At 70.5% G+C, this 22,202-nt stretch carries 24 protein-coding genes; 20 read left to right on the top strand and 4 right to left on the bottom strand.

The genetic code is table 11. The features are described from left to right. Positions 1-26 precede the first annotated feature (26 nt). Positions 27-1,580: a glucosaminidase domain-containing protein gene (locus G531_RS24760; protein WP_282705474.1), complete on the top strand. Its 1,554-nt coding sequence runs from the start codon at positions 27-29 to the stop codon at positions 1,578-1,580. A gap of 120 nt (positions 1,581-1,700) precedes the next feature. Here G531_RS24760 and G531_RS22665 read toward each other — a convergent pair whose 3' ends face one another. Beyond that, complete coding sequence (locus G531_RS22665) at positions 1,701-3,140, bottom strand: PepSY-associated TM helix domain-containing protein (RefSeq protein ID WP_051215502.1); 1,440 nt, start codon at positions 3,138-3,140, stop codon at positions 1,701-1,703. 47 nt (positions 3,141-3,187) lie between these two features. Between G531_RS22665 and G531_RS0113865 the strand changes: the two genes are divergently transcribed. From G531_RS0113865 to G531_RS0113855, 3 genes are read left to right on the top strand one after another with little or no spacing between them, the layout of a single operon-like run. Continuing rightward, positions 3,188-3,802 (top strand): DUF5134 domain-containing protein, encoded by a 615-nt coding sequence (locus G531_RS0113865; RefSeq protein ID WP_026927718.1) that lies wholly within the window; start codon positions 3,188-3,190, stop codon positions 3,800-3,802. A 44-nt stretch (positions 3,803-3,846) separates the two neighbouring features. Then, positions 3,847-4,242: a BlaI/MecI/CopY family transcriptional regulator gene (locus G531_RS0113860; RefSeq protein ID WP_026927717.1), complete on the top strand. Its 396-nt coding sequence runs from the start codon at positions 3,847-3,849 to the stop codon at positions 4,240-4,242. Next, positions 4,242-5,036 carry a M56 family metallopeptidase gene (locus G531_RS0113855; protein ID WP_026927716.1) on the top strand — a complete coding sequence of 265 codons (795 nt, stop codon included), beginning with the start codon at positions 4,242-4,244 and terminating at the stop codon, positions 5,034-5,036. The genes G531_RS0113860 and G531_RS0113855 overlap by 1 nt, the downstream gene beginning before the upstream one ends. On the opposite strand, the gene G531_RS22660 is transcribed toward G531_RS0113855, so the two are convergent. Together G531_RS22660 and G531_RS0113845 are read right to left on the bottom strand one after the other, a co-directional pair. Then, complete coding sequence (locus tag G531_RS22660; RefSeq protein WP_051215501.1) at positions 5,014-5,664, bottom strand: IclR family transcriptional regulator; 651 nt, start codon at positions 5,662-5,664, stop codon at positions 5,014-5,016. The genes G531_RS0113855 and G531_RS22660 overlap by 23 nt on opposite strands. Continuing rightward, positions 5,661-6,770 (bottom strand): FAD-dependent monooxygenase, encoded by a 1,110-nt coding sequence (locus G531_RS0113845; RefSeq protein ID WP_026927715.1) that lies wholly within the window; start codon positions 6,768-6,770, stop codon positions 5,661-5,663. Before G531_RS0113845 ends, G531_RS22660 begins: the two co-directional genes overlap by 4 nt. Before the next feature lie 209 nt (positions 6,771-6,979). Here G531_RS0113845 and G531_RS0113840 point away from each other — a divergent pair, with 209 nt between their 5' ends. The 16 genes from G531_RS0113840 (at position 6,980) to G531_RS0113765 (ending at position 21,504) form a co-directional block, all read left to right on the top strand. Further along, complete coding sequence (locus G531_RS0113840) at positions 6,980-7,948, top strand: ABC transporter substrate-binding protein (protein WP_035758988.1); 969 nt, start codon at positions 6,980-6,982, stop codon at positions 7,946-7,948. Positions 7,949-7,988: 40 nt separating this feature from the next. Beyond that, entirely contained in the window at positions 7,989-8,777 is a 789-nt protein-coding gene (locus G531_RS0113835) for an ABC transporter permease (RefSeq protein ID WP_026927713.1), read from the top strand. A 113-nt stretch (positions 8,778-8,890) separates the two neighbouring features. Beyond that, positions 8,891-9,769, top strand: coding sequence for an ABC transporter permease (locus G531_RS0113830; protein ID WP_026927712.1), 879 nt, complete (start codon positions 8,891-8,893; stop codon positions 9,767-9,769). Next, positions 9,762-10,559 (top strand): ABC transporter ATP-binding protein, encoded by a 798-nt coding sequence (locus G531_RS0113825; RefSeq protein WP_035758987.1) that lies wholly within the window; start codon positions 9,762-9,764, stop codon positions 10,557-10,559. Before G531_RS0113830 ends, G531_RS0113825 begins: the two co-directional genes overlap by 8 nt. After that, positions 10,556-11,350 (top strand): aspartate dehydrogenase domain-containing protein, encoded by a 795-nt coding sequence (locus G531_RS0113820; RefSeq protein ID WP_026927710.1) that lies wholly within the window; start codon positions 10,556-10,558, stop codon positions 11,348-11,350. The genes G531_RS0113825 and G531_RS0113820 overlap by 4 nt, the downstream gene beginning before the upstream one ends. Before the next feature lie 101 nt (positions 11,351-11,451). Beyond that, positions 11,452-13,029 carry an aldehyde dehydrogenase gene (locus G531_RS22655; RefSeq protein WP_081684125.1) on the top strand — a complete coding sequence of 526 codons (1,578 nt, stop codon included), beginning with the start codon at positions 11,452-11,454 and terminating at the stop codon, positions 13,027-13,029. Between the two features lie 14 nt (positions 13,030-13,043). Continuing rightward, complete coding sequence (locus G531_RS0113810; RefSeq protein WP_026927709.1) at positions 13,044-13,580, top strand: cupin domain-containing protein; 537 nt, start codon at positions 13,044-13,046, stop codon at positions 13,578-13,580. Between the two features lie 37 nt (positions 13,581-13,617). Then, complete coding sequence (locus G531_RS0113805) at positions 13,618-14,601, top strand: PDR/VanB family oxidoreductase (RefSeq protein WP_026927708.1); 984 nt, start codon at positions 13,618-13,620, stop codon at positions 14,599-14,601. Between the two features lie 17 nt (positions 14,602-14,618). Further along, positions 14,619-15,626: a VOC family protein gene (locus G531_RS22650; RefSeq protein ID WP_051215500.1), complete on the top strand. Its 1,008-nt coding sequence runs from the start codon at positions 14,619-14,621 to the stop codon at positions 15,624-15,626. Between the two features lie 5 nt (positions 15,627-15,631). Further along, positions 15,632-16,444 (top strand): alpha/beta fold hydrolase, encoded by an 813-nt coding sequence (locus tag G531_RS0113795; RefSeq protein ID WP_035758984.1) that lies wholly within the window; start codon positions 15,632-15,634, stop codon positions 16,442-16,444. After that, the gene (locus G531_RS0113790; protein WP_051215499.1) at positions 16,437-17,204 is read left to right on the top strand and encodes an SDR family oxidoreductase; all 768 of its coding nucleotides are present in this window, start codon (positions 16,437-16,439) and stop codon (positions 17,202-17,204) included. Before G531_RS0113795 ends, G531_RS0113790 begins: the two co-directional genes overlap by 8 nt. Before the next feature lie 9 nt (positions 17,205-17,213). Beyond that, complete coding sequence (locus tag G531_RS0113785) at positions 17,214-18,005, top strand: SDR family oxidoreductase (RefSeq protein WP_026927705.1); 792 nt, start codon at positions 17,214-17,216, stop codon at positions 18,003-18,005. A 38-nt stretch (positions 18,006-18,043) separates the two neighbouring features. After that, complete coding sequence (locus tag G531_RS0113780; RefSeq protein WP_026927704.1) at positions 18,044-19,741, top strand: thiamine pyrophosphate-binding protein; 1,698 nt, start codon at positions 18,044-18,046, stop codon at positions 19,739-19,741. After that, positions 19,738-20,217: a hypothetical protein gene (locus G531_RS22645; protein ID WP_051215498.1), complete on the top strand. Its 480-nt coding sequence runs from the start codon at positions 19,738-19,740 to the stop codon at positions 20,215-20,217. The genes G531_RS0113780 and G531_RS22645 overlap by 4 nt, the downstream gene beginning before the upstream one ends. Further along, complete coding sequence (locus tag G531_RS0113770; protein WP_026927703.1) at positions 20,214-20,435, top strand: recombinase-like helix-turn-helix domain-containing protein; 222 nt, start codon at positions 20,214-20,216, stop codon at positions 20,433-20,435. The genes G531_RS22645 and G531_RS0113770 overlap by 4 nt, the downstream gene beginning before the upstream one ends. 1 nt (position 20,436) lies before the next feature. Beyond that, on the top strand, positions 20,437-21,504 hold the full coding sequence (locus G531_RS0113765) for a Rieske 2Fe-2S domain-containing protein (protein ID WP_026927702.1): 1,068 nt from the start codon (positions 20,437-20,439) through the stop codon (positions 21,502-21,504). Positions 21,505-21,589: 85 nt separating this feature from the next. On the opposite strand, the gene G531_RS0113760 is transcribed toward G531_RS0113765, so the two are convergent. After that, positions 21,590-22,126: a MarR family winged helix-turn-helix transcriptional regulator gene (locus G531_RS0113760; RefSeq protein ID WP_035758983.1), complete on the bottom strand. Its 537-nt coding sequence runs from the start codon at positions 22,124-22,126 to the stop codon at positions 21,590-21,592. Positions 22,127-22,202: the final 76 nt, after the last annotated feature.

Genomic DNA, 22,202 nt, shown 5'->3' with positions numbered 1-22,202 from the left:
GGTTGCGGTTGTCGGCGAGTTTCTCGGTGGGGGAGTTGGCCTCGAGTGGGGGTCGGGTTTCGGATCGGGCGCGGATTTCGCCGGTGTTGGTGGGGTTGTTGCAGGGGATTCGGGATCGGGTGGGGCGTCCGGTGCGGATTGATTCGGGGTTTCGGTCGTGGGGTCGGAATGTGGCGTTGTATCGGGGGCGGGGGAAGCGGCCGACGTTGAGTCGGCATTGTTCGGGTCAGGCGGCTGACATTGTGGTGGCGGGGTTGACGGGGACGCAGATTGCTGAGGTGGCGTTGGCGGTTGGTGGGCGGGAGTTGGGGATCGGGGTGGGGAGTAATTATGCGCATGTTGATGTGCGTGGGGTGTGGCGGTTGTGGACGTATTTGTCGGGTGATGCGGATGTGCGGGCGCGGCGGGCGGTGACGGCGTACCGGGATCGGTTGGGGGCGCCGACTCCGGCCGCGGCCCCGGCGCCGACGCCCACCCCCGGCACATATCCGACCCCGGCACCGACGCCGGCCGGCCCGACGTTGACGCCGACCCCCGACCGACTCAGAGGCGTGGTCGTCCGGCCGCGCACCGGAGCCTGCACGGGCTCGGAGACCCCCGGCGCCAAAGCCCTGGCCGCCCAGTGGCGACGGCTGACCGGGCGCCCGACCGATACCTACAACTGCCGGCCGGTTCGTGGACGCAGCACTCCCTCGGTGCACGGGGAGGGGCGTGCGGTGGACGCCTTCGCCCGGGTTACCCGCCCGAATGAACTGGCTGCCATGGAACAGTATGTTGCCTGGTTGATCGCGAACGCGGTGGAACTACAGGTGGTCTACATCATCTGGAACCAGCGCCAGTGGGGTTGGCCCCGGCGGCATGAGGGCGACGGCGGGTGGCGCGAGTACCACGGGCAGTCGCCCCACACCGACCACGCCCACATCGAACTGTCCTGGGAGGGCGCCCGTAATCCCAGCCCCCTCTTCCTCGGCGGAGTACCGGGGATCGGCGGCGCGCCCGCCCCGAGTCCTGGTCCTGCCCCGAGTCCTGGTCCTGCCCCAAGCCCGGGGCCCGCCGCGGCCACCGGCAGGAAGCTCACCCCGCGCGCGTTCGTTGCCCGCTACGCCGCGCACGCCCGGGCCGGTCAGGCGGCCACCGGCGTACCCGCCCTGGTCACGCTCGGGCAGGCGGCTCTGGAGTCCGGCTGGGGGCGCCGCGCCGCCGGCTTCAACTTCTTCGGGATCAAGGCCCGAGCCACCGACCCGCCGGCGACCCGTCAACTGTGGCGCACCCGGGAGGTGCTCAACACTCCCAATGCCACCGGATTCCCGAGCATCATCTCGGTCACCCGACGTCCGGACGGGCGGTACGACTACGTGGTCCGCGACTGGTTCCGGGTCTATCCGGACGCCGCTGCGGCTTTCCGGGGCCACGGGGAGTTCCTGCGGAAGAACGCGCGCTACGCGGCAGCCTTCGCCACCACCGAGCCGTACGCCTTTGCCGCCGCGGTCGCCAGGGCCGGCTACGCCACCGACCCGGCGTATGGCCGAGTCCTGGCCGCGGTGATGAAAACCATCGAGCGGGCCGGGTGGACCCCGTAGCTGCGCGCCTGACCGTCGGAAATGGTGCAGCAGACTCCGCCGGACCCGGGTGAAACTGCCGCTGACTGGCCCTGGCGAAAATCTGCTGCACCGTTTCCTACGTTCTGACGCTCGGCCCGCTCAGCCGACCGATCCGAAGAACTTCGCCAGCGCAGGCACCCGCCGGATCAGGAGTTGATCCAGCGCCAGGATCACGATCAGTGACAGCCCGAACATCGGGAGGAAGATCCCCAGCGCCACCAGGGCCACCAGCAGGATCCGCGACCCCAGGATCGGCAGCCGGGCCCGGGGCGCGGCGACGCCGGACGCGGTGCCCCGCCGGGTCCACCACATGATCGGTGCCGACAGGCACAGGAAGATCACCGCCAGACAGAACAGCGTGGTCAGCATCGTGTTCACCGGGCCGAAGCGGCGCCCCTCGTGCAGCGCGATGCCCTGCGAGACGGTCTTGGCCAGGGCGGAGTAGTCCGCATAGGCGTAGGTCCCCACCACTTGTCCGGAGTACTGGTCCACGTGGATCGTCAGCTCCTTCGAAACATCCGATTCCGCGGGATTCCCGTTGTTCGACCACTGGCCGCCGAAGACGCTGTAGACCCCGGTGGCGTCGACCGGATAGATCACTTTGTAGGGTCCCGGTGCCCCCGCCGCCCGGGCGACGGCGACGGCCCGGTCGATGGAGATCGGGTGCCCGGCTGATCCGGTGCTGGTGCCGGTGGGGCCATTGGCCACCGCCCACCCGGCCGGCCCCGACTTGCCGTCGGTCGCCTCGATCAGCGGGCCCAGCTTCGACTCCGCGCCCGGGTCGTCGCCCCACAGCGAGGAGTGCCCGGTCGCGGCGAGCTGCTGCGCCTGCGCCCCCCACAGGCCGGTCCAGGGCAACCCGGAGACCACCAGCAGCAGCAGGCCGAGCCCGACCGGCAGTCCGATCACCGCATGCGCGCCGCGCAGCCGCGCCCCGCGATGGCCCTTCGCGGTCGCCCCGCGGCGCGGTCGCCGGCCGAGGAAGAAGATGAACAAGCCGGTGACGGTCAGCACGATCGCCCAGCACGCCCCGAGTTCGACGATGCGATCGCCGACATCCCCGATCAGCAGCGTGCCGTGGATCCGTTCGGCCCAGTCCGACACCAGCTGGTCGGGCGCCAGATCACCGGTCACCTGCGCCCGGTAGGGGTCGACATAGACATTGCGGCTGTCGGGGGCGGATCCGGTGACGAAGACCGTGGTCCGATCCCCGGTGTTGTCGGTCAGCGAGACAATGGTGCGGTCCGGGTACGCCGCGCGTACCGCCGCCTCCTGCTGCGCCAGCGGCAGCCGCTCGGCACCCGGCGGGACCGCCACCGTCAGGACGCCCGGATGGGTCCAGTCGTCGACCTGGGCGCGATACAGGTAGGTGAGTCCGGTGATCGCGAGCACCAGCAGCACCGGGATCACCAGCAGGGCGCCGTAGAAGTGCCAGCGCCAGAAAGCGGCGAACCAGTTGACCCGGCGCCCCGGCCGGACCGGAACCTCCGGCGCCTGCGGGGGCTCGGCCGCCGGCAGGGTCTTCTCGACGACTGACACATGAACTCCCGGCATTTCTCTACAACAAGTAGAGATACAGTACCGCCATGCTTTCGTTTCCTGTCAACGTCGCCCTTACGGTCGCGTTCGGCCTGACCGGGGCGTACTGCCTGGTCCATCTGATCACCTCGCGGCGGCGGATCCTGGCGGGAACCGGGCCGCGGACGCTGACCGACGCCGAGGTGGTCGACCTGAACCACGGCCTGATGAGCGCGGCGATGATCCTGATGACGTGGGTGATGATCGGCGACGCCGCGCTGTGGGCGCTGGTGGCCCTGTTCGTCGTCCTGGCGGTCTCGCTGTCGCTGAATTGGCGCCGCGCCGGATCGACGGTCAATCGGGTCGACGTCGGCAGCCACGTGCTGCTCGATGTCGCGATGATCTGGATGCTGGTGGCGATGCCGCTGCTGATGGCCGGCTCGGCGGCCGGCCACGACCACGGGGGCCACGCGCACCACGGCGACCACGGCGCGGCCGCCGTCGCGGCCGCGACCCCGGCCTGGGCGCATGCGATCAATCTCGGCTTCGTCGGGCTGTGCGCCGCGGCGGCGCTGTGGTGGTTGGGGCGTACGGTGACCGGCCGGCGGCACCGATTGCATGCCGGCTGTCATACGGTGATGGCTGCGGGAATGGGCGTCATGCTGGTCGCCATGAGTGCCTGAGACCGACGAGAATGGCTGACGCGGACGAACAGGGGAGGTACGCAGTGGCAGGGGAGCGAACCCGGGCACCGGGTGAGTTGGAGGGGGCGATCATGGCGGCGCTGTGGGCGGCCGAGGGCCCCCTCACCTCACCGCAGTTGCAGGACCGGGTGGCCGGCCGACGTCCGGCCCAGACCACGCTGCTCACCGCCCTGGACCGGCTCGGCCACAAGGGCCTGGTCCGACGGGTGGGGGAGGCGACCCGGCGGGTGCAGTTCGAGGCCGCGATCACCGAGGCCGAGCATGCCAGTCGGGCGATGCTCGAGGCGCTGCCCGAGGATCGCAATCGGGGCGCGGCACTGCTCCGGTTCGCCGGCGACCTGGGGCCGGATGACCTCGCCGTGCTGCAGGCCGCGATCGCCGAGCGCCGGCGTCCCGGCCGCGCCGAGAAACGCTCCTGATGGTGCTGCTGTCGGCGGTGCTGTGCGCCGGTGTGGTCCTGGCCGCGGTCTGTACCGTGCTCGCCCCGCCGCTGCTGTCCCGGGCGCGCTGGCAGGTCTGGCGACCCCGATGCGCGCTGGCCTGCTGGCATGCCGCCCTGGTCGGTGGGCTGGCGGCGCTGGTGTGTGGGGTCGGCTGCGCGGTCCTGGCCGCCCGGCTGCCCATGGCCGAGGGGCCGGCCGGGCTGATCCGGAGTCTGGCCGGCTGGTGCTGTGTGTTCGTGCTGGGCGCCGGGTACGCCTTGCTGATGGGCCGCTCCGAGCCGGTCGTACGCCGCGAACTGGGCGTCTCCGACCGGCTCCGGGCGGCCGTGCTGGACTGTCCGCAAGAGGCCGAGCGCCGCGACGGGGTGAGTGTGCGCTACGTCGACACCGACGTCCCGGTGGCCTTCTCCTTCCGTGCGCCGCGCCCGACGGTGGTGATCGGCCGCATCGTCCGGGCCGAGCTCGACCCCGACGAACTGGGCGCGGTGATCTGCCACGAACGGGCCCACCTGCGCGGACGCCACCACCTGGCGGTCCGACTGGCCAACATCGCCGTGGCCTGTCTGCCGCGCTTCACCCCGGCCCGCCGGCTGCTGAAGTCGACCCAGCTGCTGGTCGAGCTGGCCGCCGACGACGCGGCCGTGCGCCGCTACGGCCCGGAGGTGGTCGAATCCGCGCTGCGGAAGATGGGCCGGTTGTGCGACAGTGCCGAGCTCGCGATGCGGGCCCAGCGGCTGCGTACCACCCTCAGCGCAGCCGTGCCCCGATAGCCTCCGCAGCGGTACGCAGGGCCTCCGGCACCCGGTCGGCCACCTCATCGACCGCCCACTGCGGGCCGGCGACACTGATCGCGGCGACCAGGTCGGTCCCGCCCGGCCCCCGCGCCACCCCCGTGGCCGCGGCCCCGACCCCGGTCTCCAGCCCCGACCGGCTCCACTCGATCCCGTCGGCCGGGGCCAGTCCCAGCAGCACCCGACCCGGAGCCACATCCAGCGCGGCCACCCGACTGCCGACCCCGATCCGGCTGACCAGCGCCGTCTGCGGCAGATGCTGCTGCAGGAACACCACCTCGCCGCCGTCCAGGGTCACCAGATGCGCGGTGAGGCCGAGCTCGCCGGCCAGCCGGGGCAACACCGACTGCGCCGCCGAGATCAGATCCGAATCGCCGAGCACCCCGGCGGCGATCCGCACCATCCGGGTACCGAACTCCACCCGCCCGTCGGCCCCGCGCGTCAGGACGCCGCCGGCCTCGAAGGTCGCCAGCAGGCGGGCCAACGTGGCGCGATTGATCCCGGTCTCCCGGGCCGCCTCGCTCAGGTTGTCCACCGCGCCGCCGGCCACCAGCCACTCCAGCAGGCTGAGGGCCCGCAGCACGGGGGTCACCAGTTGTTCGCTCACACCGCCACGTCCCAGGCGTTGTAGGCGTACACCCAGTCGGCGTTCCCGCCCTCGCGCAGCCACGCATTGCCCCGGGAGCCGATCTGGATCCGGGCGGTCCGCTCCAGCCGGGCGTCCTGGTAGTGGCGCAGCGCCTCCGGCACCGACGCGTACGCCTGCAGCGCCCGGGCCAGCACGACGGCATCCTCGATCGCCTGCCCGGCGCCCTGGGCCATGAACGGCATCATCGGGTGGCAGGCATCCCCCAGCAGGCTCACCGCGTCGGTGCTCCAGGTCGGCAGCGGATCGCGGACGTGCAGCGCGGAGATGAGCACCTCGTCGCAGGCATCCAGCAGGGCGCGCGCCTCGGGGTGGAAGTCGGCGTACGCCGCGCGCAGATCCTCGATCCGGCCCGGCGTGGTCCAGGACTCCTCGGTCCAGCTCGGGCGCGGCGTCGTGGCGAAGATGAACATCTCCTCCCCACGGGTCAGCGGGAAGGTGACGATCTGGATCGCCGGGTCGTTGCCCCACCACTTGGTGAAGCAGTCCAGATCCGCCGCCCCGGCGAGCTTCGCGGTCGGCACCACCGCCCGGTAGGCCACCACCCCGGTGAAGGTCGGATGCTCCGGCCCCCAGACCGCCTCCCGGACCGCGGAGTGGATCCCGTCGGCCCCGACCACCACGTCCGCGGTGACCGCCTCCCCGTTGGTGAAGGTCAGCACCTGCCGGCCATCCTGCTCCCGCAACGACTCCAGTTGGTGGCCCAGCCGGACATCGGGGCCGACCGCAGCCTCGAGCACCGAGAGCAGATCCCCGCGGTGCAGCGTCAACTGGGGCGCGCCGTACTGCTCCTCGGCCGCATCCGACATCGGCAGCCGCGAGGTCTCCGCCCCGGTGTACCCGTCCCGGCTGATCCGGAACTTCGGCCGCGCCGCGGTCTCGCGCAGCTTTTCCCCCACCCCCAGCGGGTCCAGGGCGCGCACCGCGTTCGGCGTCAGGTTGATGTCGGCGCCGACCCGGGCGAAGGCCCGGGCCCGTTCGTACACCGTGGCAGACAGGCCGACCCGGCGCAGGGCGAGGGCCAGGGTGAGGCCGCCGATGCCGCCGCCGATGATCGCGATCTCCATGAGAACTCCTCAAAAATAAACAGGTAGATCATATTTGAGCACGCAGGTTACCGACACGCAACGCCTGCTGAGAATCTCGCCCAGCCCCTTGACCGACGGCGCCCCGGGCTCGCAATATTGCTTTACACCAAAAATATTGAGCGGTAAGGTATCTGCTCAGTCCGGCTCGACGATGAGCCGGATCCCCGGCTCCAGTCGAAGGAATGACAATGAAGAAGCTTCGGACGATGATCGTCGCGGGAGCGGTCACGCTCGCGCTGGCCCTCACGGGCTGTGGCGGGGGCACCTCGGCCAACAGCGCTGCCGACGGCAAGCTCGAGAAGACCAGCATCAAGGTCGGCTCGCTGCCGCTGGCCGACTACGCCGCCCTCTACTGGGCCAAGGAGAAGGGGTTCTTCGACAAGGAGGGCCTCAGCGTCGAGATCGTTCCGGTCCAGGGCGGGCCGGTCGGCATCCAGCAGGTCGCCTCCGGCGAGCTGGACATCACCAACTCCACCCCGTTCGGCACCTCGATGGCCGCGGACTCCGGCCTGCCGATCAAGACGGTCGTGCTGACCAGCGCCCTGGCCGACGGCGGCCTCGGCATCTTCGTGAAGCCCGACTCCTCGATCCAGTCGATGGCCGACCTGAACGGCAAGAGCCTGGGCATCAACACCACCCGGAACATGGGTGACATCACCTTCAAGAACCTGGCGACCGCCAAGGGCCTCAACGTCACGCCGAACTGGGTCGAGGTGCCCTTCGCCGAGATGGTCACCGGCGTCCAGGCAGGCTCGATCGAGGCCGGCTACATGCCCGAGCCGTTCGCCTCCGCCGCCCGCAAGGCCGGGCTGCGCCAGGTCGCCGACCTGACCGAGGGCCCGAACAAGGGTCTGGCCGCCTCCGACTATGTCGCCAGCGACAAGTTCATCAAGGCCAACCCCGACACCACCGCCGCCTTCGCCCGCGCCATGTACGCCTCCGGGGCCGACCTGAAGAACAACGAGTCGGCGCTGCGCCAGTGGCTGCCGAGCATCGCCAAGGTGTCCCCGGACGTGGCCCAGCAGATGCCGATGCCGACCTACTACGACGCCTTCCACATGGACGAATACACCAAGGCCGTGGACATCGTGAAGGCCCAGGGGCTGGTCAAGCCGGCCTACAACGCCGCCGACCACGTCTGGCAGCCCAGCAAGTGAGCCGTCCCCGACGACACCTACCCCGAGAGGCAGGACAACGATGAACCTGTTGCGCGAGCCCTACAGCCGCAATCGCCAGATCATGCTGGGAGTGGTGGGTGTCGTCGGTTCGATGGCCGTGGCGGAACTGCTGCTGCGGACCGTCTTCACCAAGCCCGGCCTGCCCGTCCCCAGCAAGGTCCTGCTCGGCGCAGTGGGCCTGTTCGGCGATCCGCAGTTCTGGCAGGCGGTCGGCTTCACGCTGGTCGAATGGATGCTCGGGTTGGCCCTGGCCACCGTCGCCGGCGTTCTGCTCGGTGGCGCGATGGGCGCCAGCCGGATCGTCCGGATCATGTTCGAACTGCCGGTGGAGGCCTTCCGGGTCCTTCCCTCGATCGCCCTGGGCCCGATCCTGGTGCTGCTGCTCGGCGCCGGCATGCTGCCACTGTCGATCACCGTCGCCCTGGCCTGCGTCTGGCCGATCCTGCTGAACACCATGTACGGCGTCCGCGGGGCCGACACCACCGCCATCCAGACCGCGCGCAGCTTCGGCGTCAGTGAGATCGGCATCGTCTGGCGGGTCACCCTGCCGGCGGCCCTGCCGTTCGCGTTCACCGGCGTCCGGATCGCGGCCTCCATCGGCCTGATCGTGGCGGTCTCGGCCGAACTGCTGATCGGGTCCGGTACCGGCATCGGCGGCTACATCCTGTCCAACAGCGCCAATGCCGCCAACCTCGACCTGGTGTACGCCGCCACTCTGGTCGCCGGCGTGATCGGCGTCCTGGTCAGCCTCGCGATGGCCGCACTCGACAACGGCCTGTTCGGCTGGAAGAAGGGGCTGGCGCAGTGATGACCCACCCGAGCCCGACCGGAGCCACGAGCCCCGCGCCCACCAGCCCCGCGCCCACGAGCCCCGACCCCACCAGCCCCGACCCCACCAGCCCCGCCCCGAAGGAGTCTCCGATGGCCTCCGCCGCACCCAGCGTCCCCGCGGCCACCTCCGCGTCGACGGCGGCGCCCGCGCGGCGCAAACGCCGCGGCACGTTGTCCCGGCCGGCCCGGATCGGACTGCGCCTGATCGTCCCGATCCTGATCCTGCTGGCCTGGTACGCGCTGTCCCAGTCCGAGGCGGGCGGACTGTTCGTCCCCACGCCGCTGAACGCCTTCGTCCGGGCCGGGGAGATGTTCCTGAGCCCCGATCCGAGCCAGCTGTTCCTGGGCCAGGCCACCTACCACGACTTCATCCCCAGCGTCAGCCGGGCCCTGGCCGGTCTGGCCCTGGCGATCGTGATCGGCGTCGGTCTCGGCATCGTGCTGGGGCTCTCGCCGCTGCTCACCGCCTTGTTCCAGCCGCTGATCCACCTCGGTCGCTCGCTGCCCAGCCCGGCCCTGCTCGGTGTCTTCTTCTTCCTGTTCGGCATCGGCGATGCCCCGAAGATCTTCCTGATCACCTTCAGCGTGGTCTGGCCGATCCTGTTCAACACCATCGACGGGGTGAAATCGGTGGGCGAGACCCGTGCCCAGGCCGCCGCCATCTTCCGGATCCCGGCCCACCTCGTCCTCGGCAAGATCGTCCTGCCGGGGGCCGGGCCGAAGATCTTCGCCGGCATCCGCACCGCGATGGCGATGTCGCTGATCCTGATGATCATCTCCGAACTGCAGAAGTCCGAGAACGGCCTGGGCTACCTGCTGATCTCCACCCAGCGCCAATTCGACTACGCCGGCTTCTGGGCCGTGCTGATCGTCCTCGCCGCCCTCGGCGTGGTCATGAACTTCATCTTCCTGTTGATCGAACGCCGGGTCCTGGCCTGGCACCGAGGAGCGACTGCCCAACATGACTGAGCACACATCCACCACCACCCAGCTGCCCGAACTGCAGCTGGACGGAATCTCCAAGTCCTACGGCGACAACCTGGCGGTCCGTAGCATCACCGCCTCGATCCCGGCGCACAAGGTCAGTGTCATCGTGGGTCCCTCCGGCTGTGGCAAGTCCACCCTGCTGCGGATCATCAGCGGCCTGGACGAGCCCACCGAGGGCACCGTCACCTTCGAGGGCAACCCGGTGCACGGCGTTCCCGAGGGCCTGGCGATGGTCTTCCAGGACTACTCCCGTTCGCTCTACCCCTGGTTGCGGGTCGACAAGAACGTCGCCTTCCCGCTGTCCAAGCTGCCCGCCGCCGAGCGGGACGCCCGGGTCGCCGAGGCGATCGAGGCGGTCGGGCTGAAGGGCCGGGAGAAGCTGTACCCCTGGCAGATGTCCGGCGGCATGCAGCAGCGGGTGGCGATCGCCCGCGCCCTGGCCTCCCAGCCCAAGCTGCTGCTGATGGATGAGCCGTACGCCTCGGTCGACGCCCAGACCCGCGCCGATCTGGAGGACCTGCTGCTGAAGATCCAGCGCAAGCTCGGCATCACCGTACTGATCGTCACCCACGACATCGACGAATCGGTCTACCTGGCCGACCACATCATCGTGCTGTCGACCCCGCCCAGCGTGGTGGCCGAGACGATCGACGTCGACCTGGCGCATCCGCGCGACCACTTCAGCACCAAGACCCACCCGCGCTTCGTGGAGATCCGCGGCCACGTCACCCAGCTGCTGCGGCACACCGAACTGACCGGTGGGGCGGCGTGAGCCGAGCATTGCGCGTCGTGGTCCTCGGCCACGGTGAGATCGGGTCCGTGGTGGCCCGCGAACTCGCTGCCGGCCGGGTCCCCGGCGCCGAGCTGGTCGGCGTGGTGAACCGCTCGCCGGTGGCCGATCCGCCGGTGGCACAGATCGAGCTGGCCGCCGCGGTCGAGCGGGCCGACCTGATCGTGGAATGCGCCGGCCAGCCCGCGGTGCACGAGATCGTGGATCCGGTCACCAGTGCCGGGGTCGACCTGCTGGTCACCTCGGTCGGGGCCCTGCTCGATCCGCGCCTGGCGGGCCGGTTGGCCACGCTCGGGCCGGGGCGCCTGCTGGGGACCCACGGTGCGGTCGGCGGGCTGGATCTGCTCTCCTCGGCCAGCCGTGCCGGGGGCTTCGAGCGGGTGGTCCTGCGTACCACCAAGAAGCCGAAGGCCCTGGTCCGGGACTGGATGGAACCCGCGCAGGCCACCCGGATCTTGGACGCCACCGCGCCGGTCGCGGTCTTCGCCGGGACCGCCGGTGAGGCGGTGCAGCTGTTCCCGGACTCGCTCAACGTGGCCGCCGGAGTGGCCCTGGCCATCGGCGGCACCGAGTGTCTCACCATCGAGCTGTCCGCCGACCCCGCCGCCACGGTGACCACCCACCGGATCGAGGCGGTGGGGGAACTGGGTCGCTATGCCTTCGAGGTGCAGAACCACCCCAGCGCCGCGAATCCGCGCAGCAGTGCGATCACGCCCTACTCGGCCCTGCACAGCATTGCCATGCTCACCCGGCAGCCACCCTCGGTGATCTGACCCCGTGATCTGAAGTCCTCCTGATTTTCCCACCAAAAGTCTTGACGCAAAATATCTTAGCGCTCAGACTTATTCCATCCCCACAGAGAGGTGCCCTCCCGATGGACACTCAGTTCGTTCCGACGCCGGCGGCCGGCATCGATCCCGACGTGCTCCGCGACGAGATCTTCGTCGGGGGCGTGTGGCGCCGCGGTGACGGAGAGCTGATCGAGTCGGTGGACCCCGCCACCGGTCGGGTCTTCGCCACGCTGACCGCCGCCACCGTGGCCGATGTCGACGAGGCCGTCCGGGCCGGTCAGGCGGCGGTCGCCGCCTCCGGCTGGGCCGAGCTGATGCCGCACGAGCGGGCCCGGGTGCTGTACCGGATCGGGGAGCAGATCGAGGCACACGCCGGACAGATCTCGGCGCTGCAGACCCTGGACACCGGCAAGACCCTGGGCGAGACCGAGGCGCTGGCCCGCAGCGCCGCCGGCACCTTCCGCTACGTGGCCGCCGCCCTGGAGACCCTGGAGGACAGCCTCACCCCACGGCGCGGTCCGTCGCTGACGATGACCAGCTGGGACCCGATGGGCGTGGTCGGAGCGATCACCCCGTGGAACTCACCGATCGCCTCCGACGCGCAGAAGATCGCCCCGGCGCTGGCCGCCGGCAACGCGGTGATCGCCAAGCCGCCGGTCTGGGCCCCCTGGGTCACCCTGTACCTGGCCCGCCTGGCCGAGCAGGCCGGGCTGCCCGCGGGCCTGCTGTCGGTGCTGCCGGGGCCGGGGCGTACGGTCGGCGAAGCCATCGTGACCCACCCCGACGTCGCCAAGCTCACCTTCACCGGCGGCACCACCACCGGCCGCCACCTGGCTCGACTGGCCGCGGAGAAGCTGATGCCGGTCACCCTGGAACTCGGCGGCAAGTCCCCGACGATCGTCTTCGACGACGCCGACCTCACCCAGACCGTGGCGGGGCTGCTGTTCGGGATCTTCTCCTCCAGCGGGCAGAGCTGCATCGCCGGCTCCCGGATCTTCGTCCAGCGCGGGATCTACGACGACCTGGTCGGCGCCCTGGTGCAGGCCACCGCGAATCTGCGGGTCGGGCCGGGGACTGCTCCGGGTACGCAGGTCGCCCCGATGATCAACCACGCACACCGCGACGGGGTGGCCGCCATGGTGGAACGGGCGGTCGCCGAAGGCGCGCAGGTGCTGGTCGGCGGGGCGATTCCGGACGACCCGGCGCTGGCCGACGGGGCGTACTACCTGCCGACGATCCTGACCGGGGTCGACAACACCGCCACCATCTGCCAGCAGGAGATCTTCGGCCCGGTCGCGGTGGTGCTGCCCTTCGACGACGAGGCCGACCTGATCGGCCAGGCCAATGACACCGTCTTCGGCCTCGCCAGTGGCATCTGGACCGCCGACTACCGCCGCGCCTGGCGGGTCGCCCGGCAGATCCAGGCCGGCACCGTCTACATCAACACCTACAAACAGTTCTCGATCTCCACCCCGTTCACCGGCCGCCGGGAGAGCGGGATGGGCATCGAGAAGGGCCGCGAGGGCATCCGGTCCTACATGTTGGAGAAATCCATCTACCTGGATATCACCGGTGAGCCCCTGCCCTGGGCCGCCGAACAGGCTCGGGCGGCCACTGCCGGTACGCCGGCCCGCCCCGAGACCGCAGCCACCGAGAAATGAGGGAACCGAACATCATGTCCGACACCACCGAGAACCCCACCGCCACCGAGCAGCCGGTCGATCTCGACCAACTGATCGACTCCTGCATCGCCAGCCGGGAGACCCGCTACGAGGACTGGGACGCCCTCGGCTTCCAGGCCGCGGCGGGCGGCGACCGCTTCCGCCGCGCCCAGATCCGCTACCTCGGCTCCGGCGCCACCGGCAACTTCGACAACGACAACCGGATCATCCCCTCGAATCACTTCACCTTCTCCAACATGCGGCTGCCCGCCGGTGCGGTCGGCCCCGAGCACACCCACCACGACGTGGAAGAGGCCTTCTTCGTCCTGGAGGGCGAGCTCGAGGTGTCGGTGCACGATGTCGAGGACGGCACCAAGAAGGCCACCCGCCGGCTGGGCTACCGCGACCTGATCGTCGTGCCGGCCGGAGTTCCGCGCAGCCTGGCCAACGTCGGGGATTCCGACGCGCTGTTCTGCGTGATCATCGGCACCAAGAAGCCGCAGTTGCCGACCTACCCGCCGAGCTCGGAGATGTTCGGCGTCACTCGCTGAACCACGACACCCTGCGGTGCCGGAGGAGGATTGACCCATGGAGACCGGAACCACTGACACCCGGCGTACGCTGCGCGTGCACCAGAAGCGGTGGGAAGCGGCGGGGATCACCAGCATCACGCTGGTGGACCCCGCGGGCGGGCCGCTGCCGACCTGGCGGCCCGGAGCGCACCTCGCGCTGCACCTGCCCAACGGTCTGGTACGCGAGTACTCCCTGTGCTCCGACCCCGCCGATGCCACCCAGTGGACCGTGGCCGTGTTGCGGGCTCCGGATTCCCGCGGGGGCAGCAGCCTGATCCATGACCAGCTCCCGGTCGGTGCCGAGATCGAGGTTGACGGGCCGCGCAACGCCTTCCGGCTGGAGGAGAGTCACCGGGGCAGCGAGCCCAAGCACTATCTGATCGCCGGCGGGATCGGGATCACCCCGATCATCGCGATGACCCGGGAGCTGGCCGCCCGGGGCGCGGACTGGTCGCTGCTCTACACCGGACGCAGCCGGGCCCAGATGGCCTTCCTGGCCGAAGTGACCCAGCTGCCGGCCGAACGCGTCCACGTGCACGTCGACGACGAGGAGGGCCGCTTCGCCGACCTGACCGGCATCCTGGGAGCGCAGGATCCGCGCACGATCGTCTATTGCTGCGGCCCCGCCCCGCTGATGGACGCCGTCGCCGCCGCGATGCCGCTGCCGGAGAATCTGCGGCTGGAGCGGTTCAAGGCACCCGAGCCGGTCGTCGATCCCGACGCCGAGGCCGACCACGGCTTCGATGTCGTGGTGCACAGCACCGGCCAACGTGTCCCGGTCGGGGCCGAGCACAGCATCCTGGACGCCCTGGCCGACGTCGGCGTACAGGTGCCGGCCTCCTGCATGGAGGGCATCTGCGGCACCTGCGAGACCGGGGTGCTCTCCGGGGAGATCGACCATCGGGACTACCTGCTCACCGATGAGGAAAAGGAATCCGGGCAAACCATGTGCATCTGTGTCTCCCGCTGCCGCGGGGCCGAACTGGTGCTGGACATCTGAGGCGAGAGGAATCAACCGTGTACTACAGCGATGAGCCGGTGGTCCGACTGCGCGGCCTGCGCTCGGTCACCCTGCAGGTCCCCGACCCGGGGCAGTCCAAGGACTTCTACGAGCAGGTCTGGGGGCTGGGGGTCAGCGAGGCAGACACCGACCGATTCTGGTTGCGCGGCACCGGGCCCGATCACCACATCCTCAAGCTGGAGGCCGGACCGCGCAATGCGATGGGTGGGATCAGCTTCGCCGTGGGTACGCCGCGCGAGGTCGATGCGGCCGCCCGGAAACTGGAGGCCCTGGGGATCCCGCTGCTGCGTACCCCCGGCAAGCACGACGAGGCCGCTGGCGGCTACTCCTGCGCCCTGGTCGACCCGGAGGGCCGGGTGATCGAGCTCGCCGCCGACGTGAACGCGGTGGTGCACCGCGATGTGAACGGCTACGAGTCGGTGCCGCGCCATCTTGCTCACGTGGTGCTGAACACCACCGACATCGACGCGGCCACCGACTTCTACACCCAGGTGCTCGGGATGCGGATCTCGGACTGGTCGGAGCACCAGATGGCGTTCCTGCGCTGCACCCCCAAGCACCATGTGATCGCGTTCAACCAGGCGCCGTGGGCCTCGATCAACCACGTGGCCTACGAACTGCCGTCCATCGATCACTTCATGCGCGGGATCGGCAACCTCAAGGTGCACGGCATCACCCCGCAGTGGGGACCGGGGCGCCACGGCCCGGGCAACAACACCTTCTCCTACTTCACCGACCCCGCCGATCTGGTGTGCGAGTACACCTCCGAGGTCGCCGAGATCGACGAGGACACCTGGTTGTGCCGCACCTGGCGGCGTACTCCCGAACTGTCCGACCAGTGGCGCACCGCCGGGCCGCCGACCGCCGGGGTCCGCACGGCGATGGCCGGGATCGCCGACCCGGGCGCCCGGGACCGGGTCGAGGCGCGCGCGGACTACTTCCTCGCCGACCAGAACGACGCGGTGGAGACCCCCGAGCAGCGCGCGGCGAGCGGACGGTTCTGAGCCCCATGTCCACCGTGTCCACCACCCGGGTCACCACCTCCGGCGGGATCAGTCTGCTCGCCGCGATTCCCGATCGGGAGCCGACCCGACACGTCCTGCTGTTGCACGGGATCGGCGGGAACGCCCGGTCGTGCCGCGCGGCCGCCGAGTTGTTGGCGGCCCGGGGGATCGCGGCGTACGCCTGGGACGCTCCCGGCTATGGCGACTCCGCCGACCCCACCGGCGCGGTCGATCTGCCCGCGGCCGTGCTCGGGGTACTGGACACGCTCGGGATCGACCGGGTGGACCTGTTCGGAACCTCCTGGGGCGGGGTGATCGCCGCGCAGGTGGCCGCGCGGACCCCGGATCGGATCCGGACCCTGACCCTGGCCGACTCCACCCGCGGCTCCGGCATCACCGGCGAGCGGGCGGCGGCGATGCGCGGCCGAGTGGCGGCGCTGACCGAGGCCGGTGCGCCGGCGTTCGCGGCCGGCCGCGCGCCCAAACTGGTGTCTCCGACCGCACCCTCGGCGGTGGCCGAGGCCGTGCGCACCGAAATGGCCCGGGTCCGGGTGCCGGGCTACCGGGTGGCCGCGGAGTTCATGGCCGCCACTGACAACACCGACCTGCTGCGCGGGCTCACCGTACCGACGCTGGTGGTGGTCGGCGCCGACGACGTGGTCACCGGGGTCGCCGAATCCGAACTGCTCGCCACGCTGATCCCGGGCGCGGCGTACGCCGTGCTGCCCGACGCCGGCCACAGCGCGGTCACCGAACGACCCGAGGCGATGGTCGCCGCCCTGACCCGATTCTGGGAGAAAGCAGACATCCATGCCTGAGCAGACCCCCGACCCCGCCGCGACCGGCCGCCTGGTCGTGGTGACCGGCGGCGCCCGCGGCCTCGGCCGCGCGATCGCCGAAGCCTTCATCGACGATCGGGTGGTGATCGGTGACCTGCGCGCCGATCTCGCCGAGCAGACCGCCGCCGAGCTGCGGGCCGCCGGCCGCGATGTCACCGCGTACGCCCTGGATATCGCTGACCCGGCCTCGGTCCGCGCGTTCGCGGCCGAGGTCGCCGCCCGCGGCGGAGCCGAGGTCCTGGTCAACTGTGCCGCCAAGGCCGACGGGGTCGGCGGGGACACCTTCTGGGAACTCGACGAGGCCGCCTTCGAGCAGGTGCTGCGGATCAACACCATGGGCACCTGGCTGGTCAGCAAACACCTGGTCGCCCCGATGCTGGAGCGCGGCGCCGGGGTGATCATCAACGTCGCCTCCGACGCGGCCTTCTACGGCTCCCCGCGGCTGGTGCACTACGTCGGCTCCAAGGGCGCGGTGCTCGCCATGACCCGGACGATGGCCCGCGACGCCGGCCCCCACGGGATCCGGGTGAACGCCGTCGCGCCCGGTCTGACCCGGGTCGAGGCCACCGAGACGGTCCCGGCCGACCGCTACGCCCTCTATGCCACCAACCGCGCGCTGCCCCGGGAGCAGGTGCCCGGCGACGTCGCCGGAGTCGTCACCTTCCTGGCGAGCCCCGCCGCCGGCTACCTGACCGGCCAGGCCATCGTCGTCGACGGTGGCTTCGTGATGCCCACCTAGGAGAGATCGATGGACCTGCAACTCGAGGGCCGCACCGTCCTGGTCACCGGGGCCAGTTCCGGTGTCGGCCTGGCCACCACCGAACTGCTGCTGGCCGAGGGCGCGAACGTCATCGCCTGCGCCCGCGACCAGGGCCGGCTCGATGCCGCCGTCGGGGCACTGCCCGGCGCCGAGCGGGCGTACGCCGTGACCGCCGACGTGACCGACCGGACCCAGGTCGAAGCCGCCGTGCAGCAGGGCCTGGCCCACTTCGGCAGCCTCGACGCGGCGGTCTGCAACGCCGGCCGCTCGCTGATGTCGACGCTGACCGACGCCTCCGACGACGACATCCGGACCGAACTGGAACTGAAGGTCTTCGGCTCCTGGAACGTGATCCGGGCCGCCCGGCCCGCCCTGGCCGCCTCGCCGGTCGGCGCGGTGGTCAATGTCAACGCCATCCTGGCCCGCCAGCCCGAGACCCGACTCGCGGTCACCTCCGCGGCGCGGGCCGCGCTGCTCAACCTGACCCGGTCGATGGCCGCCGAACTGGCCGCCGAGGGCATCCGGATCAACTCGGTCTGCCTGGGCCTGATCGACACCGGCCAGTGGCGTCGCCGCTACGAGGCGTACGCCGCCGGCGGCGGAACCCAGAGCTACTCGGAATGGAGCGCCGAGATCGCGGCCGATCGGGGGATCTCCCTGGGCCGCTTCGGGCGCGCCGAGGAGGTCGCCTACCCGATCGTCTCGCTGCTGTCCCCGCGGGCGAGCTACCTGACCGGCGCCAGCATCGACGTCGGCGGCGGGGTGACCCGGCAGCCATGACCACCAGCCAGACCGGCCCGAACATCCAGGGAGCATCCGTGACCCACCAGCAGACCAGCGACCAGCCCGCCACCGCGTCCGCGCGCCCGCAGACCGGCGGTGATGTGCTGGTCCGGGTGATGCACCGCCACGGCATCGACGTCGCCTTCGGCGTGATCAGCATCCACAACCTGCCCCTGGTCGAGGCCGTCGCCCGCGACCTGCGCTTCGTCGAGATGCGCCATGAGGCCGCCTGCGTGAACGCGGCCGACGCGTACGCCCGGGCGACCGGGAAGATCGGGGTCGCGCTCACCTCCACCGGCACCGGAGCGGGCAACGCCGCCGGTTCGATGGTGGAGGCACTGACCGCCGGCAGCCGCGTCCTGCACATCACCGGGCAGGTCGAATCCCAGTGGGTCGGCAGCAACCAGGGCGTCATCCACGAGGTCCCGCGCCAGCTGCAGATGCTCGACGCGGTCTCCAAGCACGCCGCCGGGATCACGACCGCCGACGGGGTGGAAGCCGTCCTCGAGGAGGCCATCGGGCACATCCTCACCGCCCCGCAGGGGCCGGCCTCGGTGGAGTGGCCGACCGACCTGCAGTACCTCGCCCGCCCCGACGCCCAGACGCCCGCCACCGCGGGAACGGCCGCACCGGTCCCGGCGGTGGCCGACGCCGACCTGGCCGCCGCCGCGGCCCGGATCGCCGCGGCCCGGCGTCCGATCATCTGGGCCGGGGGCGGCGCCGCCGGAGCCGGGACCGAACTCGCCGAACTGGTCCACCGCCTCGGCGCCGGCCTGATCACCAGCAACTCCGGGCGCGGCATCGTGCCCGAGGACGACGACCTGGTGATCGGCAACTTCGGCTCCACCCCGCAGGGGGCCGCGCTGCTCGCCGAGGCCGACCTGCTGATCTCCATCGGGACGCACTTCCGCTCCAACGAGACGCGCACCTATCACCTGCAGCTGACGAACGAGCACATCGGGATCAACCTCGATCCGGCCGCGCTGAGCCGGCCCTATCCGGCCACCACCGGCCTGCTCGGCGACGCGCAGCCGGTTCTCGCCGGGCTGCTGACCCACCTCGGTGAACCGGCCACTGACCCGGCCTGGACCGACCGGGTCCGGGCGGTTCGCACCGAGGTCCGGGAGAACCTGTACGCCGTCATCGGCGGGTACGCCGAGATCTGCCGGGAGCTGCGCGCGCAACTGCCGCGGGAGGCCGTGGTGGCCCGCGACGTGACCATCCCGTCCTCGCAGTGGGGCAACCGGCTGCTCGACTTCTACGCGCGGGAATCCAACATCTTCCCCCTCGGCGGCGGCATCGGGCAGGGCCTGGCGATGGGCATCGGTGCCGCGGTCGGCCGCCCCGAGGTGCCCACCGTGGTGATGGCCGGGGACGGCGGCTTCGCCGTACACTTGGGAGAACTGGCCTCCCTGGGCGGAACCGGTGCCCAGTGCGTGGTGATCGTGTTCAACGACGACGGCTACGGTGTCCTGCGCAACATGCAGCAGGCCAACGGTTTCGACCGGGCCGGGGTGGACCTGTTCACCCCCGACTTCGGCGCCCTGGCCGCCTCGTTCCGGATGCCCTACTGGCGTACCGGCATCCCGGGAACCTTCGGCCCCGCACTGCGCGAGGCTCTGGCCGTCGGCGGCCCGGCCCTGATCGAGGTCGTGATCGACGATCTCAGCCCGGCACCGGGGGCCTTCACCCCTCCGGTGCACATCCCGAAACCGGATGGAGATGCCGCATGAATGTCACCGACGACGATGTCGCCCACCCCGTGATTCTGGCCGAGGCCGACCCGGCCCCGGAGACCCTGCCGGAGGTGGCGGTGCACCTGATCGCCCCGGGGGCGTACGCCCGCGCCGCCCTCGACCTGGCCGCCGACCACGGCACCCGGCTGATCAGTCTGGTTCTGGTGGACCCCGAGGTCGACGAGCACGATCCGCGGCTGTGGGAGACCCTGCGCCGCATCGAGGTCCCGACCCTGGTGATCGCCGCGGTGCCGGAGCAGACCACCTCGGTGGTCAAGGCGCAATCGATCGCCGGCGGTGTCGACAACGGTGTCTTCGTGATCATCGACGGTGCTCAGGCGCCCAGTCACCGGACCCGGCCGGACTCGTTCCGGGAGTGGTCGACCGCGTTCATGGTGATCGCCGAGGGCCTGGCCACCGATCGGATCGACCCCGCACTGCTGTTTCCCGCACCCGTACAGGAGGAAAGATGATCCATCAGCAATACCTGGATGCGCATCAGACGCATCCCGAGCCGTTCAGTGCCTATGAGCTGAAGCTGTCCGGTTCGATCATGGAGGTCTTCGGGCGTGGCACGCACGACCTGCCCGGCCTGATCAAGGGCCTCAACGACCTCGGCCTGAACGCCCCCGACGGGACGCCCTGGACCGAGGAAACCTTCCGCGACGAGATGCGACGACTGGGGAACTGACATGACTGCCACCACTGCTGCCACCGGGCGACCGAAGAAGGCCGCCGGGACCCGGCACACGCTGACCGCCGACGAACTGTCCGCGTACGGACTGCGCAATCGCTGGTACCCGATCCTGCCCTCGCGGATGGTCGCCACCGGGGACATGGTCCCGGTCAAGCGCCTCAACGTGGACTGGGTGCTGTTCCGGGACGCGAAGGGTCAGGTGCACATGCTCGAGGACCGGTGCCCGCACCGCAGCGCCCCGCTGTCGGTCGGTCAGCACCTCGGCGATCGGATCGCCTGTCTCTACCACGGCGTCCAGGTCAACGGGGAGGGCACCGTCGTCTCGGTGCCGGGGATGCCGGGCTGTGCCCTGGAGGGTCGCCAGGCGACGCTGTCGCTGAAGGTCGTCGAGGCCTGCGACACGATTTTCGCGTTCGTGCCGCTGACCGCTGACGATGAGCCCACCGAGTTCGTCCTGCCGGACCGGCTCGCCGATGAGGAGAACTCCTGGTTCCTGAACTACGCCGAGTGGGCCGGGCCGTGGCGCTTCTACATGGATAACGTGCTCGACCCGATGCACGGCGCCTTCCTGCACCGCAGCTCGCACTCGATGTTCGGCGGGGACACCTCCGCCCGCTTCCGGATCCGGGAGACCGACCGCGGCTTCTTCTTCGAGAAGACCGACCAGCGCGGGGTGAACTTCGACTGGGTCGAGTTCGTCCGCGGCTCAATGGACCACGTCGACCTGGAGATCCCGTACGCCGCCAGCGGTGGTCCCGGCGGGGTGTTCGGCATCACCGGCATGTATGTCCCGGTGGACGCGACCAACGTGTGCGTCTTCCACTGGCGGACCCGTCGGGTGCAGGGCTGGGAGCGCGAGGTCTGGCGCTTCCTGTACCGAACCCAGCTGGAGGAGAAGCACTGGGAGGTGCTGGAACAGGATCGCCGGGTGCTGGAGGTACTGGCCGCTGACGCCGACACCGACGAGAACCTCTACCAGCACGATCTGGGGGTCTCCCGGATCCGCCGGATGTACAAGGCCGACGCCAAGGCCCAGGCGAAGATCCTGGCGGGCGAAGCCTGAGGACCCGGGCTGAGCAGGACGGTCGGCTGATGCCGGCCCTCCTGCTGCGCCCTGACCACGCCCGCGCGGCGCTGCCCCGGGCGGCTCAGGACTCCCGGGGCTCCAACCCGGGGGCGGCGCGCCGCAGCGACCCCTCCAGCAGCGACAACTGATCGGCCAGCGACTCCTTGGTCCTGGCATCCAGCCCGTCGAGCATCCGGGACAGGTTGGTGAAGTGCTCGTCGGCCACCTTGTCCAGCAGTTCCCGGCCGGCTTCGGTCAGTTGGACATGGACCACCCGGTTGTCGGTCGCGTCCCGGGTCCGGCTCACCAGCCCCGCGGCCTCGAGCTTGCGGACCCGCAGGGTCAGGCCGCCGGTGGTCACCAGGGTCTGCTGGGCCAGATCGCCGGCGCTCATCTTCATCTCGGGGGCGCGGCGCAGCGCCGCCATCACGTCGAAGCCGGCGACATTGGTCCCCAACTCCTCGAACCGGGCGGAAATCTGCTCGCGGTACAGCAGGAAGCTGCGGTGCAACCGGCCGAAAACCTGCATCGCCGACACGTCCAACTCGGGGCGGATCGTGGCCCAGGTATTGATGATGTCGTCCACGTTGTCCGGCCGTTCGCTCTTCCGTCTGGTCATGGTCCTCCGAAGTGTCGACGCTCAAAAGAAGCTTACTACTAAGATATTTGGTTCGCATCTGTTTTGCCAATCAGGA

Origin of the sequence: Granulicoccus phenolivorans DSM 17626 = NBRC 107789 = JCM 15570 (assembly GCF_000423085.1) — a bacterium.
Taxonomy (GTDB): domain Bacteria; phylum Actinomycetota; class Actinomycetes; order Propionibacteriales; family Propionibacteriaceae; genus Granulicoccus; species Granulicoccus phenolivorans.
This window is presented reverse-complemented; position numbering and strand designations above follow the sequence as displayed.

What these genes read in the sequence shown, in the direction of transcription:
- G531_RS0113865 (WP_026927718.1), top strand. Translation starts at nt 3,188, where the DNA reads ATGCTTTCGTTTCCTGTCAACGTCGCCCTTACGGTCGCGTTCGGCCTG.
- G531_RS0113855 (WP_026927716.1), top strand. Translation starts at nt 4,242, where the DNA reads ATGGTGCTGCTGTCGGCGGTGCTGTGCGCCGGTGTGGTCCTGGCCGCG.
- G531_RS0113845 (WP_026927715.1), bottom strand. Translation starts at nt 6,770, where the DNA reads ATGGAGATCGCGATCATCGGCGGCGGCATCGGCGGCCTCACCCTGGCC.
- G531_RS0113840 (WP_035758988.1), top strand. Translation starts at nt 6,980, where the DNA reads ATGAAGAAGCTTCGGACGATGATCGTCGCGGGAGCGGTCACGCTCGCG.
- G531_RS0113835 (WP_026927713.1), top strand. Translation starts at nt 7,989, where the DNA reads ATGAACCTGTTGCGCGAGCCCTACAGCCGCAATCGCCAGATCATGCTG.
- G531_RS0113830 (WP_026927712.1), top strand. Translation starts at nt 8,891, where the DNA reads ATGGCCTCCGCCGCACCCAGCGTCCCCGCGGCCACCTCCGCGTCGACG.
- G531_RS0113825 (WP_035758987.1), top strand. Translation starts at nt 9,762, where the DNA reads ATGACTGAGCACACATCCACCACCACCCAGCTGCCCGAACTGCAGCTG.
- G531_RS22655 (WP_081684125.1), top strand. Translation starts at nt 11,452, where the DNA reads ATGGACACTCAGTTCGTTCCGACGCCGGCGGCCGGCATCGATCCCGAC.
- G531_RS0113810 (WP_026927709.1), top strand. Translation starts at nt 13,044, where the DNA reads ATGTCCGACACCACCGAGAACCCCACCGCCACCGAGCAGCCGGTCGAT.
- G531_RS0113805 (WP_026927708.1), top strand. Translation starts at nt 13,618, where the DNA reads ATGGAGACCGGAACCACTGACACCCGGCGTACGCTGCGCGTGCACCAG.
- G531_RS0113795 (WP_035758984.1), top strand. Translation starts at nt 15,632, where the DNA reads ATGTCCACCGTGTCCACCACCCGGGTCACCACCTCCGGCGGGATCAGT.
- G531_RS0113790 (WP_051215499.1), top strand. Translation starts at nt 16,437, where the DNA reads ATGCCTGAGCAGACCCCCGACCCCGCCGCGACCGGCCGCCTGGTCGTG.
- G531_RS0113785 (WP_026927705.1), top strand. Translation starts at nt 17,214, where the DNA reads ATGGACCTGCAACTCGAGGGCCGCACCGTCCTGGTCACCGGGGCCAGT.
- G531_RS22645 (WP_051215498.1), top strand. Translation starts at nt 19,738, where the DNA reads ATGAATGTCACCGACGACGATGTCGCCCACCCCGTGATTCTGGCCGAG.
- G531_RS0113770 (WP_026927703.1), top strand. Translation starts at nt 20,214, where the DNA reads ATGATCCATCAGCAATACCTGGATGCGCATCAGACGCATCCCGAGCCG.
- G531_RS0113765 (WP_026927702.1), top strand. Translation starts at nt 20,437, where the DNA reads ATGACTGCCACCACTGCTGCCACCGGGCGACCGAAGAAGGCCGCCGGG.
- G531_RS0113760 (WP_035758983.1), bottom strand. Translation starts at nt 22,126, where the DNA reads ATGACCAGACGGAAGAGCGAACGGCCGGACAACGTGGACGACATCATC.